20 protein-coding genes are annotated in these 15230 nt (G+C 53.2%); 12 read left to right on the plus strand and 8 right to left on the minus strand.

Going from position 1 to position 15230, the window contains the following annotated elements; all coding sequences use genetic code 11:
• Nucleotides 1-104: 104 nt before the first annotated feature.
• Complete coding sequence (locus BUA28_RS02230; protein WP_072766671.1) at nt 105-1823, minus strand: tetratricopeptide repeat protein; 1719 nt, start codon at nt 1821-1823, stop codon at nt 105-107.
• A 236-nt stretch (nt 1824-2059) separates the two neighbouring features.
• On the opposite strand from BUA28_RS02230, the gene BUA28_RS15745 reads away from it, so the two are divergent.
• From BUA28_RS15745 to BUA28_RS02250, 6 genes are all read left to right on the plus strand, one after another.
• Nucleotides 2060-2200, plus strand: coding sequence for a hypothetical protein (locus BUA28_RS15745; RefSeq protein ID WP_178297847.1), 141 nt, complete (start codon nt 2060-2062; stop codon nt 2198-2200).
• A 26-nt stretch (nt 2201-2226) separates the two neighbouring features.
• Nucleotides 2227-3048 (plus strand): bifunctional DNA-formamidopyrimidine glycosylase/DNA-(apurinic or apyrimidinic site) lyase, encoded by an 822-nt coding sequence (mutM, locus tag BUA28_RS02235; RefSeq protein WP_072766495.1) that lies wholly within the window; start codon nt 2227-2229, stop codon nt 3046-3048.
• Nucleotides 3049-3199: 151 nt separating this feature from the next.
• Complete coding sequence (locus BUA28_RS16155; protein ID WP_256598203.1) at nt 3200-3328, plus strand: hypothetical protein; 129 nt, start codon at nt 3200-3202, stop codon at nt 3326-3328.
• 82 nt (nt 3329-3410) lie between these two features.
• Nucleotides 3411-4223 (plus strand): pyrroline-5-carboxylate reductase, encoded by an 813-nt coding sequence (proC, locus tag BUA28_RS02240; RefSeq protein WP_072766496.1) that lies wholly within the window; start codon nt 3411-3413, stop codon nt 4221-4223.
• A gap of 30 nt (nt 4224-4253) precedes the next feature.
• Nucleotides 4254-4826, plus strand: a complete 573-nt coding sequence (locus BUA28_RS02245; RefSeq protein ID WP_072766497.1) for a YggT family protein — start codon at nt 4254-4256, stop codon at nt 4824-4826.
• Nucleotides 4826-5155, plus strand: coding sequence for a DUF167 domain-containing protein (locus BUA28_RS02250; protein ID WP_072766498.1), 330 nt, complete (start codon nt 4826-4828; stop codon nt 5153-5155). The genes BUA28_RS02245 and BUA28_RS02250 overlap by 1 nt, the downstream gene beginning before the upstream one ends.
• 13 nt (nt 5156-5168) lie before the next feature.
• Here the strand turns inward: BUA28_RS02250 and BUA28_RS02255 are convergent, their stop codons facing one another.
• The gene (locus tag BUA28_RS02255) at nt 5169-6221 is read right to left on the minus strand and encodes a hypothetical protein (RefSeq protein ID WP_371915200.1); all 1053 of its coding nucleotides are present in this window, start codon (nt 6219-6221) and stop codon (nt 5169-5171) included.
• Nucleotides 6222-6886: 665 nt separating this feature from the next.
• On the opposite strand from BUA28_RS02255, the gene BUA28_RS02260 reads away from it, so the two are divergent.
• Genes BUA28_RS02260 through BUA28_RS02270 form a run of 4 tightly spaced genes read left to right on the plus strand, consistent with a single transcriptional unit; the run spans nt 6887 to nt 8575 of the window.
• Nucleotides 6887-7369: a cupredoxin domain-containing protein gene (locus BUA28_RS02260; RefSeq protein ID WP_072766500.1), complete on the plus strand. Its 483-nt coding sequence runs from the start codon at nt 6887-6889 to the stop codon at nt 7367-7369.
• Nucleotides 7366-7848 carry a DUF411 domain-containing protein gene (locus BUA28_RS02265; RefSeq protein ID WP_072766501.1) on the plus strand — a complete coding sequence of 161 codons (483 nt, stop codon included), beginning with the start codon at nt 7366-7368 and terminating at the stop codon, nt 7846-7848. Before BUA28_RS02260 ends, BUA28_RS02265 begins: the two co-directional genes overlap by 4 nt.
• On the plus strand, nt 7845-8000 hold the full coding sequence (locus tag BUA28_RS15750) for a hypothetical protein (RefSeq protein ID WP_178297849.1): 156 nt from the start codon (nt 7845-7847) through the stop codon (nt 7998-8000). The genes BUA28_RS02265 and BUA28_RS15750 overlap by 4 nt, the downstream gene beginning before the upstream one ends.
• 2 nt (nt 8001-8002) lie before the next feature.
• Entirely contained in the window at nt 8003-8575 is a 573-nt protein-coding gene (locus BUA28_RS02270) for a c-type cytochrome (protein WP_083569831.1), read from the plus strand.
• Between the two features lie 439 nt (nt 8576-9014).
• Here BUA28_RS02270 and rplS read toward each other — a convergent pair whose 3' ends face one another.
• From rplS to polA, 6 genes are all read right to left on the minus strand, one after another.
• Complete coding sequence (gene rplS / locus BUA28_RS02275) at nt 9015-9419, minus strand: 50S ribosomal protein L19 (protein ID WP_072766503.1); 405 nt, start codon at nt 9417-9419, stop codon at nt 9015-9017.
• A 29-nt stretch (nt 9420-9448) separates the two neighbouring features.
• The gene (gene trmD, locus BUA28_RS02280; RefSeq protein ID WP_072766504.1) at nt 9449-10219 is read right to left on the minus strand and encodes a tRNA (guanosine(37)-N1)-methyltransferase TrmD; all 771 of its coding nucleotides are present in this window, start codon (nt 10217-10219) and stop codon (nt 9449-9451) included.
• Nucleotides 10220-10223: 4 nt separating this feature from the next.
• Complete coding sequence (gene rimM, locus BUA28_RS02285; protein ID WP_072766505.1) at nt 10224-10736, minus strand: ribosome maturation factor RimM; 513 nt, start codon at nt 10734-10736, stop codon at nt 10224-10226.
• A 22-nt stretch (nt 10737-10758) separates the two neighbouring features.
• On the minus strand, nt 10759-11022 hold the full coding sequence (rpsP, locus tag BUA28_RS02290) for a 30S ribosomal protein S16 (protein WP_072766506.1): 264 nt from the start codon (nt 11020-11022) through the stop codon (nt 10759-10761).
• Between the two features lie 21 nt (nt 11023-11043).
• Complete coding sequence (locus tag BUA28_RS15755) at nt 11044-11202, minus strand: hypothetical protein (RefSeq protein ID WP_176767835.1); 159 nt, start codon at nt 11200-11202, stop codon at nt 11044-11046.
• Between the two features lie 108 nt (nt 11203-11310).
• The gene (polA, locus tag BUA28_RS02300; protein WP_072766508.1) at nt 11311-14052 is read right to left on the minus strand and encodes a DNA polymerase I; all 2742 of its coding nucleotides are present in this window, start codon (nt 14050-14052) and stop codon (nt 11311-11313) included.
• Between the two features lie 22 nt (nt 14053-14074).
• Here polA and BUA28_RS02305 point away from each other — a divergent pair, with 22 nt between their 5' ends.
• A complete protein-coding gene (locus tag BUA28_RS02305; protein WP_072766509.1) occupies nt 14075-14803 on the plus strand; it encodes an LOG family protein in 729 nt (242 codons plus the stop codon).
• Nucleotides 14804-14861: 58 nt separating this feature from the next.
• A complete protein-coding gene (locus BUA28_RS02310) occupies nt 14862-15227 on the plus strand; it encodes a DUF2782 domain-containing protein (protein WP_072766510.1) in 366 nt (121 codons plus the stop codon).
• Nucleotides 15228-15230 lie beyond the last annotated feature (3 nt).

Below are 15230 nucleotides of genomic sequence, written 5' to 3' on the forward strand. Positions count from 1 at the left end.
CGCGGCGTCCATAAACCAAACTATGGACTTCTCTCAACCGGCAAAACTGTCTCGCAACCTGCCTCGCCATCATCTCGCGTCCCAATGGATTATCTGGGATTATACTACTTCATGAATTTTTTCATTGTGCTGAGCAATGCCTCATTGCCAGGATGATTCTTGAGCGCTGCCTCCCAAACCTCTGTAGCCTCTTCCTTTTTTCCCTGTACCCATAGCACCTCTCCCAGATGGGCTGCAATTTCCGGGTCCGGCGCCAGCCCGAATGCCTGTCTCAGGTAGTTGAGCCCCTGGTTGAGATTGCCCATGCGGTAATGCACCCACCCCAGGCTGTCCATTATGTATGGATCACCAGGAGAAAGGGTGATAGCCTTCTCGATGAGTTCAAGCGCTTCCGGCAGGCGGTCAGTACGTTCTGCAAGGCTATAGCCAAGGGCATTGTAAGCATGAGCATGATCCGGCTTCAATTGGATCAACTTACGCAAATCCTGCTCCAGAATTTCATATTTACCGATTTTTTCCGCTGCCAACGCGCGGTCGTAGAGCAAATCAGGAGAGTCAGGAAGCTTCTCGAGGCCATTACTCAGCAATTGGAACGCTTTCCGGTACGAACCGTCCTCGCGCAGCAATTGCGCCTCGGCGATCATTAATTGCGCACGCTGCTGGTCGTTCGTCACCGGCAATTGCTGCAAGTGCTGTAAAGCCTCGTCGATTTTGCCTTTTCTGCTCAGCAGGATGGCATACTTTATCTGTGCCGGAAGATACTGTGCGCCAGCCGTTACTGAGCGATACCACTCCATCGCGGAGGCATCATCCTGGGTTTTTTCATGAATGCCACCAAGGTAAAAACGCACCATGCCCGGGTCTCTGTAATCCAACTCCAGCGCTCTCTTGAAATTGGATTCGGCCAAGCCATATTCCCGCAATTCCATTGAAAGCAAACCTACAGCCACAGCGACATCGGCATTATCCGGATTTTCCGCCAGCAATTGCTGAAATTGGTCGCGTGCCTTGATGTAATCTTTTTCCGCCAGCAATAACCGGGCGTAGGTAATGCGCGTATCGTTGGCTTTGGGATAGGTTTCAAGATAGCGTTCAAAAAATCTGATAGCGCTGGCATTGGATTCACGCGCAAGAATTCGGCCCTCATAAATTGCCGCCATCTCCCACTCCGGCCTAAGTGCCAATGCCTTTCTCATCTCTGCCAGGGCAATATCGAAACGATTGGCGAGCCATGCTGCCTGAGACACGGCGAAATGTGCTTCCGGTAGTTTTGGATAAGGTTCGGCAAGTTTTCTGACCAGCTCAAATGTCGCATTTTTGTCTGAGCTACGCACCAACAGGCTATTCAACTGCATAAAAGCCTCATCGATATTGCTTCCGCCAGAGGCCAGCAATTTCTCCAGATGGGGCCGGGCTTCGTCCAGCCTGTTAAAGTTAACCAGTAGCGCTGCCAGCGTCTGGCGGGCACCGACCGAATTCGGATCAAGCGTTGCCCAGATGTTCGCTGCTTCAAGTGCCGGCAGGGGTTGGCGTGATTGAAGGGCGATTTCTGTCGCTCTCTGAGCGACACGCGGGTCGCGCGTGGTTCTCGCCAGCTTGAGATAAGTATTGGTAGCGATCTCCGGATCACCGCGCTGAAAAGCCGTCTCCCCCAGCAAGAAATCGAACAACATGGGTGGGGTCAACTCCTGATCGGGCAATTTCGACTGTCCAACTCCTGTCTTGTTCGACTGATTGCTCGTCGTGACATCGGTCTTGGCAGGAAACTGCGCACAGGCAGCGAGGAAAAGCAGCGGCAATGCGCCAAAAATCTTAAAACTCATGGGGAAGTCCGCAACGTTCGAAAAAAGGCTGTCAAGGACGGGGCTGTCCTTCAGTACAATCCACATATTAGGTATATTTTACGCTTATCACAAGTGCACATCAGAACGACGATGTCGTAAATGTGCTTATCGCCAGCCCTGTTAATTCAAAAATGACTTCTCAAATCGTATGGAGAAGCACAGAGATCAGTAGATAAGGGAGGAATGCCCGAATCCGAATTCATCATGATATTCTCATGGCCGAACAGCTCGACTCAGCCGCCATGCCGGCTCGTGCCCCTGCCATCATTTCGCTGGCCGGCCGGGTATGCGGAACCGATCTGGCGGAAATGCGCTTCGGTCGACGTGCTGTGCTTTTGTTGATTGATTTTTTGTAAGCTGAACCATATTTTGGTAATCGCAATTGCCTGAACTGCCTGAAGTCGAAGTTATCCGTCGCGGAATCGCCCCCCATCTGGAAGGCCGCCGCGTTGCCTGCGTCACGATACGGAATCCAAATCTGCGCTGGCCGGTGCCATCCGATCTGAATAAAACACTTCGCGGCGTGACAATCGACAAGGTGGAGCGGCGCGCAAAATACCTCTTGTTTGGCTGTGGCAAAGGCACGCTGATCCTGCATCTTGGAATGTCGGGGAGCTTGAGGTTGCTGCCAACTGGAGCAACAACCGTGCCGGAAAAACATGACCATGCCGATCTGACTTTAGACAACGGCATGACTCTCCGCTTCAAGGACCCTCGCCGCTTCGGCGCAATACTGTGGACATCGATTGATGTCATGCGCCACCCGTTACTGGCTCAGCTTGGCCCCGAACCGCTCACTGAAGCGTTCAACGGATACCTGCTATATAAGCGGACCCGGAACCGTAGCGCCAGCATCAAAGAAGTGCTGATGAATAGCCGCATCGTCGCCGGCGTCGGCAATATTTACGCAAATGAAGCGCTCTTTCGGGCTGGCATCAATCCCATGAGGCCAGCGGGCGGGCTTGAGTTAATCGAATGCGAAAAACTGGTGCAGGCAATAAGAGAGATCCTGGATATCGCAATTAAAGCAGGCGGCAGCAGCTTGCGTGATTTTGTCGATAGCAGCGGCAACCCCGGTTATTTTCAGCAACAGTACTGGGTATACCGACAAACCGGCCTGCCTTGCCGAAAGTGCGGAACAAACATTTTGCAAGCAAGGCAGGGGCAGCGGTCAACTTTTTATTGTCCACAATGTCAAAAATAAGCTGCGCAAAGTCATCGTTGCGGTAAGGGGCACAGGCTTTACCTGCTGCGGAATCTGATAAACTGCCACAGCTCCCATTACGTTACCCCCGTTACGTTACCGGTGGGTTACGCTACGCAAGGGGTAAGGGCTGAGTTCCGGAAGAAAAAACATGTTTTACACGATGAAAGGCGAAAGTGTCTCCGAGATCGTTGCCGAAAAGCGCGATCTCGGCATTTGCCAAATACGTACGGCGTACGCTGGCACAGCCGTGCCCGGTTTCGCGGGCATCTTCGCCTGAATGTGTGTCGCCGCATCCATGACCAGGACACAAGCGCCTCCAGATCGCAATCCATCGCAATTATTACGAGTTTAGAGTTTATATGAACATTACTTTCATCGGCGGCGGCAACATGGCCTCCGCCTTGATCGGTGGCCTGTTGCAGCAAGGTTATCTGCCCACGCAGATATGCGTGGTGGAAGTCAGCGCTGAAGGGCGCGAAAGGATTAAGCAGGAGTTTAATGTAGAGGCCGTAGCGGAACTCTTCCAAGGCGTAGCCAACAGCAATGTGGTTGTGCTGGCGGTAAAGCCGCAGCAACTACCCGCTGTGGCACGAGAGCTTGCGGCGCTACTCAATAATCACCTGGTTATTTCTATCGCTGCCGGTGTTCGCGCAAAAGACATTTCCCGCTGGCTCGGTGGTTATACACGTATTGTGCGAGCCATGCCCAACACGCCAGCCCTGGTTGGTGCGGCTGTTACCGGCTTGTATGCCATGGCCGGCGTGTGTGAAGCGGAAAGAGGTGATGCAGAGGCCATACTCGGTGCGGTAGGTTCCGTACTGTGGGTTGCGCGTGAGGAATTGCTGGACACCGTTACAGCCATCTCCGGCAGCGGCCCGGCTTATGTATTTTATTTCATCGAAGCGATGCAAAAGGCAGCGCATGAACTAGGTCTGGATGCGGCCCAGGCACGGAAGTTGAGTATCGATACTTTCGTCGGTGCGGCAAGGCTTGCAAGCCTGAGCAGTGAAGAACCCGCCGCGCTGCGTGCTCGAGTGACGTCCCCCGAGGGCACTACCGAGCGCGCGATACGAGCTCTCGAAAACGAAGGAGTCAAGAGCGCCATCCTGCGGGCGATACATGTCGCAAACGCTCGCTCGCGCGAACTGGGCGATGAGTTTGGCAATATATAAACGGCGCTGACTATTATTTTAGGAAATTGAATGCTCAACCAGATGTTGATATTCCTCCTCGACACCCTTCTGGGGCTATTTTCCCTGGTGCTGCTGCTGCGTTTTTATATGCAGTTGCTACGGGCGCCCCATCGTAACCCGCTATCGCAATTTCTCATCGCGATTACGGATTTTCTGGTACGACCGGCGCGACGCCTAATCCCCGGCTTCGGAGGTATAGATTTTCCCACGTTGCTGCTGGCATGGCTTACGCAACTCATATTATTGGCAGGTGTGTACATACTTCAGGGGTACAACTTCACCTCGACTATCGGCCTTGCAGCCGGCGCGCTGGCGCTCCTGGCGCTTGTGGAAATCATCAAGATGACGCTGTATATCATAATGGCGGCGGTAATCATTCAGACGGTGCTTTCCTGGTTCAATCCCTATAGCGCACTGGCGCCGGTACTCGACAGTTTTACCCGGCCGTTCCTCGGGGCTATCCGGGCACGCATTCCCCCTATCGGCAACATTGATCTGTCGCCACTGTTTGTGCTGATAATTATCCAATTGCTGCTGTTCGTAGTGGCAAGGACGGAAGGGGAAATCTCCCGCCTGTTCTGATGCCGGAAATAACATCTTCCACTTGGTACCGCTGTGATAGTGGCGGACAACGGCTTATCCTTACCCTGCACGTACAGCCGGGCGCAAAGCAAACGGAAGCGGTTGGGTTGCATGGCGACGCGATGAAAGTCAGGCTGGCTGCCCCACCTGTAGAAGGCGCAGCCAACGCTGCGCTGATTGAATTTCTCGCCGGAATATTTGGGGTGCCACAATGCCAAGTGACGCTCAAGCACGGGATTAAATCCCGGCGTAAGGTGGTTGAAATTACCCATCCGCTCCGTGACCCCAGCGTGCTATGGAAATATGCCAGGGATACGAATACGGGCTAGCGGTTTCGGCAAGTCATTTAGCGATAGTGATACTGGGCACACCAACACGGGGCAGCTCAGTGACGGTTATTTGAAACAGAAGGTACAACATCTGGAAGGCATCCCGGTTCCAATTCGCAAGAGGTCCTGCCGTGTCCACCGCGTAATATCGGCCGTGCGAGTGCACCGAAAGATCGGCTTCCTCGGGATCCGAGTCTGAAACAACGAGCCCAATGGTGGCGGCGGGATTTTCGTCGTTATGGATTGCGGGAGTTCTTGGATCCTTGTCGACATCATACTCTGGATCGTCGCCGATTGAGCGGCCCAGGAAATTGAGGACTGAATGGAAGCTTCTGAGCCGAAAAACGCCTCTCATAGGCCACGTCCCTCCCGGAAAATCGGAACGGATGTCGAACGCAATATCGTTACTGGTCCAATCTACCGCCTCCCGGCTCAACCGCATGCGTTCGTCAGTAGACAAAGTCTTTGGGTCGTAATTGGTCATGAGAATGGGCCCAGGCACTTGTTTGCGAAGCGTGAAAGTATTATCCACGCTGTTATAGAGCACGGAAAACTCTTTCTCCAGCGCTTGAAAGCCCTCCGCCGTAACCGACCCTGCGGGAATACTCCAGGCTTGTTCCAGGGTCAACGGTTCGGCGTGGAGCTGATCCTGATCCTGAATGGCCGAGAGGTGAAGAACCGCGCGGCGAAACATTTCGTAGCCCGCGGTATCGGAGGGCCTGTTGCGATAGGCGACATGGTGCTCAGAATGCTGAATTCGTACTTCTTGAGCCATCAGCCTCAGCAAGAGATCAATATCAAAACGCTGTCGAAGCAGCAGGGTAAACTTGTTTTGGTGAAACGGGGTAAGAAGCCGTTTCGTAAATTCTTCCCCTTCGATCGGAACAATGCTGATGGTCGGATTTTCCGCGACGCTACCGCCGAATAATGGCAGGAGTACCGGTCCAGCCAACCCGCCCAGGGCAGGTGTGGCTCCGGCACTGAATCGGAAATCGAACGTCGCCGCAATGTTTGAGACTCCGGTAAAATGTATGGGTTGACGGTGATGCGCACGAGCAATGTTCATCAATAGCTGCTTGGACGCCGCGCTGGTTATGGCATTATCATAAGCGCCCACCGCTCGATTGAGCGTGATGGGAGACAGGCAAGCCGACAGCATCAGCGGGGCTATCAGGCAAAATAACACGCATAGCGAACGTTTAGGGCGAGAGCAAAAACTGCCCATGTACTGTAGGTTCATCTGGATAAACGGATAGGCAAGCAGAATGGGAGCGAGATAACAGATTCTTGTTGTACTTAAAGTAAATGCTCAAGACGGTACGGGTTCGACTCAAGGCATAGCGCTTCGCAGGTCCACCTGTATAATCCGCGAAGGTTGAGACGTTAGCTCAGCATACCCCAAATGGGTATCAGCTCCCCGCCAACCTGAAAGTGAGGAACTCCGCTGCCGCTTCTCAGTCTATTTCCGGCAAGACATTACCTCTTTCCAATCCCTGCGGTCAAGATGTTAATTCATGGCGGCGAAGTACGATTTCAGGCAATGAATGGAAGCCAGCCATCAGATAATATCCGGATAATAATGTAAAATGAATGTGTCCCCTGATTACAACTGGCAGTTGGGGCAAAACGAGCCGGTGAGCTTTTTTTGCTATATTTGTATTGAGGTACCCCAATAGCAATAAGATCGATACTGAAAGTGGGAATTCGAATCTCTGCCGGGAGAAAAATCACATGAAAAAGATTTTGATCGTATCTGCGTTAACTTTAGGTTTGGCCTCACCCGTCGCCTTTGCGCAGCATGATCATCACAGTGGAGAAAAAGACACCTCCCTCGGCAGCCCCGGCGATCCCGGCGAGGTTTCACGAACTATCGAAATAACAATGGTGGATAATCGCTTTAAGCCTTCGGAAATAAAAGTAAAACAAGGTGAAACAGTTAAATTTCTGCTTAACAATACTGGCAAGAAAAAGCATGAGATGATGATCGGTACGCCAGAAGACATTGATAAGCACAATAAAATGATGAAAAAATTTCCCGACATGGAGCACCCTGACGAGCCCAACATGGTCAGCGTTGCTCCAGGCAAGACCGCGGAATTGGTCTGGCATTTCACCGAAGCCGGGACGGTTGACTTCGCCTGCCCGTTGCCAGGCCATTTCAAGGGTATGAATTTTCCAGGTATGAAAGGAACAATCGAAGTGGAGACCAAATGAAAATATCAAAGCAGGTATTATTAGCAGGATCCATCCTCATCAGCGCACTGGCTGGAAGCGGCGCTCATGCCACTGCCACGACGGTCGAGGTTTACAAGAGTTCGACCTGCAAATGCTGTGCAAAATGGGTTGATCACATGCGAGCGAACGGGTTTACGGTCAATACCCACGATGTGGGCAACAAGGAAGCCCGCGAGCAAGCCGGAATTTCCACTACCCTCGGGTCATGCCATACTGCCCTGGTCGACGGCTATGCAATTGAAGGCCATGTGCCCGCCCAGGATATCAAGCGCCTTCTCAAGGAGCGTCCCCGTGCTATTGGCCTGACCGCTCCGGGCATGCCTCATGGTTCTCCAGGAATGGAAGGAGCACGCAGCGATCCTTATGACGTGCTTTTGATAAACAAGCAAGGCGATACCACGGTTTACAGCCAGCATCGTCCATCTGACGCAAAAGATTCAGTGATGAGGCTTAAATGAAGAGCATCGAATCCTGTAACCTTACCCCTCAAGGCATGAAAGAGAGATCCAGCAAGGTTTCCCTGACCGCGCCAGTAAGTTTCTTTACAGTCCCGACCATTATGCCGCTTACCGGGCAAGGAATGGTTGGCGCGGGAGGCAAGCGGCCTTGAGCATGCATCGTTTCATTCTCTTAAGTGCGGTAATCGTTATCATTGCAAGCTGCGGCGAATCCAAACCGCCTGCCACAACAGAAGCGCCGCCGGCTGCACCAGCCTCGCCAGCCGCCGCACCGGCTACTGCCGAACCCGCCGCGCCTGTTGCCGAACCTGGGCCACCAGCTGCGGCATCTGTCCCGGCACCGGTGGAACAACCCAAAAACTTGGCAGCGCGCAAGCTGGATCCGGAAAAAATCAAGCGTGGCCAGGCCACTTATACCAAAAATTGCGCAAGCTGCCATGGACCCAATGGCGAGGCCACTCCAGGTTGGCGAATACCGGCGGCTGACGGCAGATATCCACCGCCTCCTTTGGACGGCAGTGCCCATGCCTGGCATCACTCAACCGAAACATTGGAAACAATGATCCGGGTCGGTAGCCCGGGTGCCGGTATGCCAGCGTGGGATGGAAAACTGACGAAACAGGAAATAGATGACGTGATCGTCTGGATAAAATCGCTATGGCCAGATGAAGTCTACGATATCTGGCTTAAGGAAATTGAGAGTAAGCCGGAACCAAAACGAGGCTAGGCTCTAAGCGCCGGCTATTTGCTGCGCTGGTTTTGGGATAACGGAGATAGCGCTACTTTTCGGGCTGAGACCTGGTTTAAGCCCGAAAAGGGCGACCAGAGTTTCGCTAGGTTGCTAATCCCATCTGAAGGGACAGGAACTGCGACAGGCGAAGGATTCAGGTAGAGTTGAGATATAACAACAAGGCCACCAGACCGATCAATCGGCCGACTGTTTCCCTATCTTATCCAGCAGCCTGTTGAAGAATCGCACCTAAAAGGTGGCCGGGTGAGGACAGATTTTGAGGATTTTGAAGGCCAATAGTTATTCTATTGACCTAAAAAGCGGCGACATATAAACCGCCCAGACGCTTGCAGCCGATTTTCTTCAAATTCGACAGGCTGCAAGGTAGCAGTCGGCAATTCAACGTCGCTCACACTCCCGATCAAAAGCGCTACGCTTAACCCTCGGGTTGGCTGGCTTTCGGCGCCGCCTTCTTTACCGTAGCACGGGCGGGAAGCTTTTCCCGGATGCGCGCCGACTTGCCGGAACGATCCCGCAGATAATAAAGCTTGGCGCGACGGACATCCCCGCGACGCTTGATCTCTATGCTGGCAATCAGCGGTGAGTAGCTCTGGAAAGTCCGTTCCACACCCTCCCCGCTGGATACTTTACGTACAGTAAAGGCCGAATTGAGACCGCGGTTGCGCTTGGCGATGACGACACCTTCATAAGCCTGTATCCGTTTACGGTCGCCTTCCACTACGTTGACGTTAACGATCACGGTATCCCCAGGAGCGAAATCCGGAATTGTCTTGCCGAGACGGCTGATTTCTTCATTTTCAAGTTGTTCGATCAGGTTCATTTGCACTCCTTACTTTATATTCTCTGGTTTCAATTTCTGATGTGGACATGCTGGAATTCTTCCAGCAACTCCTTTTCTTCTCTCGTCAGGCCACGTTCCACTTTCAATGCCATCAAATCCGGTCGCCTCAGCCATGTCCTGCCGAGGGACTGCTGTAAACGCCACCGCTTGATCCTGGCATGATTGCCAGACATCAGAACCTCAGGCACCACATTTCCCCGATATATCTCCGGCCGCGTGTATTGGGGAAAGTCCAGCAACCCCGCCACAAATGAGTCCTGGTTCGCCGATTCTGGATCGCCCAGCACGCCTGGCATCTGCCGCACCAGGCAGTCTATCAGCACCATCGCGGCCAGTTCGCCGCCAGAAAGCACGTAATCGCCAATAGAAATTTCATAATCGACCTGACGCCCTATCAAACGCTCATCCACGCCTTCATAGCGTCCCGCCAGAAGTACCAGCGCCGGTAGCTCGCCCAACTCTACAACCAGGCCATGATCCAGCGGGCGTCCCTGCGGAGACAGATAAATCACTTTCGTTTCCGCAATGCCGAGCGCTGCCTGTCGGTTCCTTGCAGCAGTGAGCGCTTTTTCAAGCGGCTCAGCCAACATTACCATCCCTGGCCCGCCACCATAAGGACGATCATCTATTGTATGGTAATTATCCACGGTAAACTCACGCGGATTCCAGGTATGCAGACGATAAATATCGTTTGCGTTCGCCCTCCCGGTCACGCCATGCTTGGTGATCGCGTCGAACATCTCGGGGAACAGGGTAACGACATCAAATTCACGAGCCATGTTCTTAGTAGTCCACGCCCCAATCCACCGTTATCCGGCACGCCTTGAAATCTACTTTTACAATTACCTGGCTGATGAAAGGAATCAATCTTTCCCTTTCGGGTTCTTTCAAACTCTGCACTTGAAGCACATCGTTGGCGCCGGTTTCAAGCAATCCAGTGACTTTCCCCAGTGCTTCGCCCTGTTGGTTAACGATTTCAAGCCCGATCAGATCCGACCAGTAATAGCCGTCGTTACCGCTATTCGACAAGACCGGCAACTGACCGCGAGGAATTGCAATTTGCAGGCCCTTCAGTTCCGCCGCTGCGTTACGATCGGCGCATTGCTCAAGTAACGCGGTCAATCTGTTCCCGTGAACACCGCTTGCGTTAACCTTAACGTTGCGCCATTCGCCATTGCCGCTGCCCAACCACCACACCGGATAGTCAGCCAGCCCATCTATATATTCGGTATAGGGGAAAACCTTGATCCAACCTGACAAACCGTAAGGGCCAACGATATGCCCCATCACCACCATCGGCTCGACCGCTGTGCCCGGTCTAGCTTCCTGCGGTTTCTTGTTTCGCGCCAAACTGCTTGACCAGCCTCGTTACGGTGTCCGACAGCTGCGCACCCTGTGATTGCCAATAAGTGACTCGATCCAGTTTGACCCGCAGCCCTTCTTCACCTTCAGCCGCTCTGGGATTATAAAAACCGATGCGCTCGATGAATTTTCCATCACGAGCATTGCGCGAGTCCGCTACTACCATATTGAAAAACGGGCGATTCTTGGCGCCGCCGCGTGCCAATCGAATAATGACCATGTATATATTGCCTATTGGGGTCTAAAACTGAAAAGGGTGTGATTTTACGGTAATTTTTGCCGGATTAGCAAGTAATACTTCCGCTTGCCAATAGGGATAGAAGGCGTAGAGCCAATAGATTACCACATGCTGATCGGGCAAGCCAGCCACCTCCACGTTTGCTCGTTTCCGCGTTTCCATGTTTACGGCGGCTCTTTCATTAAAGCACGGAATCTCTATCATGATCGCCTGCCACCGGCGGCGGGTGGCCAAGCTGGCAAAACGATAATTTATTCGCAGTCCCTTACCTTAATGCGCCTGTTCCCAATTTGAGCCAACACCCACCTCCACTAACAGCGGCACATCGAGCTCGGCCACGTTACCCATCAATTTCGGCAATTCATGTTTCATCATTTCGATTTCATCAGCCGGCACTTCCAATACCAGTTCATCGTGGACCTGCATGATAAGCTTGCTGCGAAGATTTTCCCGTTCCAACCAGCCATGCACCGCAATCATGGCAAGCTTGATGATGTCCGCCGCAGTGCCTTGCATCGGCGCATTGATAGCGGCACGTTCTGCAGCCTGCCTGCGATTGCCGTTGGCGCTGTTGATCTCCGGGAGCCGTAGTCGTCGGCCGAATACGGTTTCTACGCAGCCCGTTTCTTTGGCAGTTTCCCTGGTCCGCTGCATATAGTCCGCCACACCCGGATAACGGGCAAAATAACGGTCCATGTAAGCGCGGGCGGCCGCGCGCTCAATGCCGAGCTGAGAGGCAAGGCCGAATTCGGACATCCCGTATATCAGACCGAAGTTAATGATTTTTGCGTAACGCCGCTGTTCGTTGTTCACTGCTTCCAGCGGGACGCCGAACACTTCCGAGGCTGTGGCGCGATGGATGTCCTCACCCTTGGCGAAAGCGTTGAGCATCCCTTCATCATGCGAAATATGCGCCATGATGCGTAGCTCGATCTGCGAATAATCCGCGGAGACAATGCTATGCCCCGGCGATGCGATAAATGCTTCACGAATGCGACGGCCTTCAATGGTACGCACGGGAATATTCTGTAGATTGGGTTCGTTGCTGGCGAGTCGTCCGGTCACTGCTACCGCCTGCGCGTAATTGGTATGCACCCGCCCGGTAGCGGCATCCACCATACGCGGGAGCTTATCGGTATAGGTAGACTTGAGCTTGGCGAGGCCACGATAATCGAGCAGGACTTTTGCAAGGGGATAGTCCAGTGCAAGCCGTTGCAGCACATCTTCGTCCGTGGAAGGCACGCCGCCCGGGGTTTTTTTAATGACGGGCAGCTTAAGCTTGTTGAACAGGATTTCCTGAATCTGCTTCGTTGAATTCAAATTGAACGGCTGTCCGGCGATTAAACACGCGCTGTTCTCCAGTAGCAGCATTTTTTCGCCGAGTTCCCGGCTTTGATTTTCCAGCAACTTCAAGTCCAGCAGTACGCCGTTGCGCTCCATGTCGAACAGTATCTCCATCGCCGGCATTTCAAGAGCGCGATAAATATATTCAAGCTTTGCATCCGCCGCAATTTCAGGGTACAGGTGTTGATGCAGTTGCAGCGTGATGTCGGCATCTTCAGCCGCATATCGCGAGGCGCGTTCGATATCCACCTGATCAAAATTTATCCGGCTGGCTCCCTTGCCCGTGATCTCATCATAACTGACCGTCTTGACGCCGAGATGCCGCAATGCAAGGTTATCCATGTCGTGCGGGCGGTGGGATTCGAGTACATAGGACTGGAGCAGCGTGTCATGGACGATACCGTTCAAGGCAATACCATAACTGGCAAAGATATGCTTATCGTACTTCAGGTTCTGCCCGAGTTTTTGTTTGGCCGGATTGGTCAGCCAGGGCCTGAGCTTATCGAGGACAAGACCGATCGGCAGTTGCTGTGGCGCGCCGGCATACCGGTGCGCCAACGGCAGGTACGCGCCCTGGTGAGCCTCGACGGAAAATGCGATGCCGACGAGCTGAGCCTGCATCGGGTCCAGCCCTGTGGTTTCGGTATCCAGTGAAACAACCGGCGCGGCATCGATACGCATGACCCACTCATCGAACTGGGCCGGCGTAACAATGGTTTGGTAGTCTACCGGCGCCCGGTCAGCGCGTACCTCGCCCGCACTCGCTTGCGGATAGGTCCGAGTCAGGGAAAGGGAACGCTCGCCGCCCTTTTCTCCTGAACCCACGTCCCGCAACTCTCGCAGCCATGTTTTAAAGTCCAGCCGCTCATACAGTTCTGCCAATTTGGCGGTATTTTGCGGCTGCAGCCCAAGGCCATGCAGATTTACGGGCAATACGACGTCGCACTTGATCGCGAGGATTTCGCGAGACTTGCTCAACCAATCGAGAGCACCGCGTAAATTTTCGCCGACCACACCGCCGATTTCATCGGCATGGGCGACAATATTGTCCAGCGTACCGTATTGCGTGAGCCACTTTACCGCGGTTTTAGGGCCGACCTTTGGTACGCCCGGAATGTTGTCGGATGTGTCACCGACCAGTGCCAGATAGTCGATCATGCGCGACGGCGCGACGCCGAACCGGGCCACCACGCCGGCTTCATCAAGTATTTCGTTTGTCATGGTATTCACCAGCGTTACCTGTTGATTTACAAGCTGCGCGATATCCTTGTCGCCGGTAGAAATTATGCAACGCATATTCTCCCGTTCAGCCTGTTTAGCCAGCGTAGCGATCACATCATCCGCTTCTACCCCTTCCACGATCAGCATCGGCCATCCCATCGCATTGATGCACTCATATAGCGGCGTTATCTGAGCAACGAGATCATCCGGCATGGGAGGGCGATGCGACTTATACTGCGCGTAAAGATCGTCACGAAAAGTCTTGCCTTTTGCATCAAATACGCACGCGCTATAATGCGCTTCGTAATCCTTGTGGAGGCGGCGTAACATATTGATCACGCCATAAATCGCCCCCGTCGGCTCGTTGTTGCGGTTGCGGAAGTCTGGTAACGCATGAAAAGCGCGATATAGGTAGGATGAACCGTCAACCAGCAGTAATGTTTTCATCTAACTCCAAAGGTTTTTGCCAATGAGCCCGAAAGATAAGCTAGCCCGTACCATGACGAACGAATTTCGGGAACAGACCTGGTCGGCGAGCGAATCGTGGCGCGTGTTCAGAATTATGGCAGAATTTGTCGAAGCGACAGAACGCTTGAGCTCGATCAGGCCCGCTGTAAGCATTTTCGGTAGTGCGCGTACGCTCCCAGAGCATCCATACTATAAACTGACCGAGCAGATTACCCGGCAACTGTCCGATGCGGGTTTTGCCGTAATTTCCGGCGGTGGTCCCGGTATCATGGAAGCGGCCAACAAGGGCGCTTATTTTGGTGAATCGCCCAGTATCGGCCTGAATATCCAACTTCCCCATGAACAGCATCGCAATGTCTACCAGGATATCAGCCAGACCTTTCGCCATTTTTTTGCGCGAAAATATATGTTTGTCAAGTTCGCCAGTGCCTACGTCGTCTTACCTGGCGGATTTGGCACGCTTGATGAGCTAATGGAGGCACTTACGCTGGTTCAGACCGGCAAGACCCGGAAAATGCCTATTATCCTCGTTTGTTCGGATTTTTGGCGCGGCATGATTGATTGGCTCCAGCACGTGCTTGTCTCGGAAGGCATGATCGGTTCGGAAGATATGAACCTGATACAGATGATCGATGAGCCGAGCGAAGTGGTGAACGCCATATTCAAATATTATGAAACCCGGGGGTTCGAGCCTTCCGCGGCAGAGCGCGAAGTCCAACTCAATCTGTAATGGCGGGTCATTTCAGATAGAATAACATATTGACCCTGACCCCCTGCCGGGAGGCGCCATGCGTCGTATAGTGATTGCATTATTATTGATTTCCGCACTACCCGCAGCAGCGCAATCCAATCAGCCCAAGGATCTGCGGCCCTTGCCCGAGGTTCCGGAACCACCAGAATTACCTTTGCCTTCGCCGGGGGCGGACGATGAGGACGCCTCGCTGGAACCGCAGGTTACGATCACCAAGCGTGGAGAGGACAAGATCGAGGAGTACCGGATCAATGGGCGCCTCTACATGATCAAGGTGACACCCCGCATTGGCCTGCCATATTATTTGATGGACAATCGTGGGGACGGAACATTTTCTGCCCACGACACCGGCGGCCTTGACCAGCGCATTCGTCCTCCGATGTGGGTAATACGCGAGTTTTGACCT

It is taken from the genome of Nitrosospira sp. Nsp11 (genome assembly GCF_900142705.1).
Taxonomy (GTDB): domain Bacteria; phylum Pseudomonadota; class Gammaproteobacteria; order Burkholderiales; family Nitrosomonadaceae; genus Nitrosospira.

Excerpts from the sequence above, each read along its gene's own strand:
- BUA28_RS02230 (WP_072766671.1), bottom strand. The coding sequence starts at position 1,823 with ATGAGTTTTAAGATTTTTGGCGCATTGCCGCTGCTTTTCCTCGCTGCC.
- BUA28_RS15745 (WP_178297847.1), top strand. The coding sequence starts at position 2,060 with ATGGCCGAACAGCTCGACTCAGCCGCCATGCCGGCTCGTGCCCCTGCC.
- BUA28_RS16155 (WP_256598203.1), top strand. The coding sequence starts at position 3,200 with ATGTTTTACACGATGAAAGGCGAAAGTGTCTCCGAGATCGTTGCCGAA.
- proC (WP_072766496.1), top strand. The coding sequence starts at position 3,411 with ATGAACATTACTTTCATCGGCGGCGGCAACATGGCCTCCGCCTTGATC.
- BUA28_RS02245 (WP_072766497.1), top strand. The coding sequence starts at position 4,254 with ATGCTCAACCAGATGTTGATATTCCTCCTCGACACCCTTCTGGGGCTA.
- BUA28_RS02250 (WP_072766498.1), top strand. The coding sequence starts at position 4,826 with ATGCCGGAAATAACATCTTCCACTTGGTACCGCTGTGATAGTGGCGGA.
- BUA28_RS02255 (WP_371915200.1), bottom strand. The coding sequence starts at position 6,221 with ATGAACATTGCTCGTGCGCATCACCGTCAACCCATACATTTTACCGGA.
- BUA28_RS02260 (WP_072766500.1), top strand. The coding sequence starts at position 6,887 with ATGAAAAAGATTTTGATCGTATCTGCGTTAACTTTAGGTTTGGCCTCA.
- BUA28_RS02265 (WP_072766501.1), top strand. The coding sequence starts at position 7,366 with ATGAAAATATCAAAGCAGGTATTATTAGCAGGATCCATCCTCATCAGC.
- BUA28_RS15750 (WP_178297849.1), top strand. The coding sequence starts at position 7,845 with ATGAAGAGCATCGAATCCTGTAACCTTACCCCTCAAGGCATGAAAGAG.
- BUA28_RS02270 (WP_083569831.1), top strand. The coding sequence starts at position 8,003 with ATGCATCGTTTCATTCTCTTAAGTGCGGTAATCGTTATCATTGCAAGC.
- rplS (WP_072766503.1), bottom strand. The coding sequence starts at position 9,419 with ATGAACCTGATCGAACAACTTGAAAATGAAGAAATCAGCCGTCTCGGC.
- trmD (WP_072766504.1), bottom strand. The coding sequence starts at position 10,219 with ATGGCTCGTGAATTTGATGTCGTTACCCTGTTCCCCGAGATGTTCGAC.
- rimM (WP_072766505.1), bottom strand. The coding sequence starts at position 10,736 with ATGGTGGTGATGGGGCATATCGTTGGCCCTTACGGTTTGTCAGGTTGG.
- rpsP (WP_072766506.1), bottom strand. The coding sequence starts at position 11,022 with ATGGTCATTATTCGATTGGCACGCGGCGGCGCCAAGAATCGCCCGTTT.
- BUA28_RS15755 (WP_176767835.1), bottom strand. The coding sequence starts at position 11,202 with ATGGAAACGCGGAAACGAGCAAACGTGGAGGTGGCTGGCTTGCCCGAT.
- polA (WP_072766508.1), bottom strand. The coding sequence starts at position 14,052 with ATGAAAACATTACTGCTGGTTGACGGTTCATCCTACCTATATCGCGCT.
- BUA28_RS02305 (WP_072766509.1), top strand. The coding sequence starts at position 14,075 with ATGAGCCCGAAAGATAAGCTAGCCCGTACCATGACGAACGAATTTCGG.
- BUA28_RS02310 (WP_072766510.1), top strand. The coding sequence starts at position 14,862 with ATGCGTCGTATAGTGATTGCATTATTATTGATTTCCGCACTACCCGCA.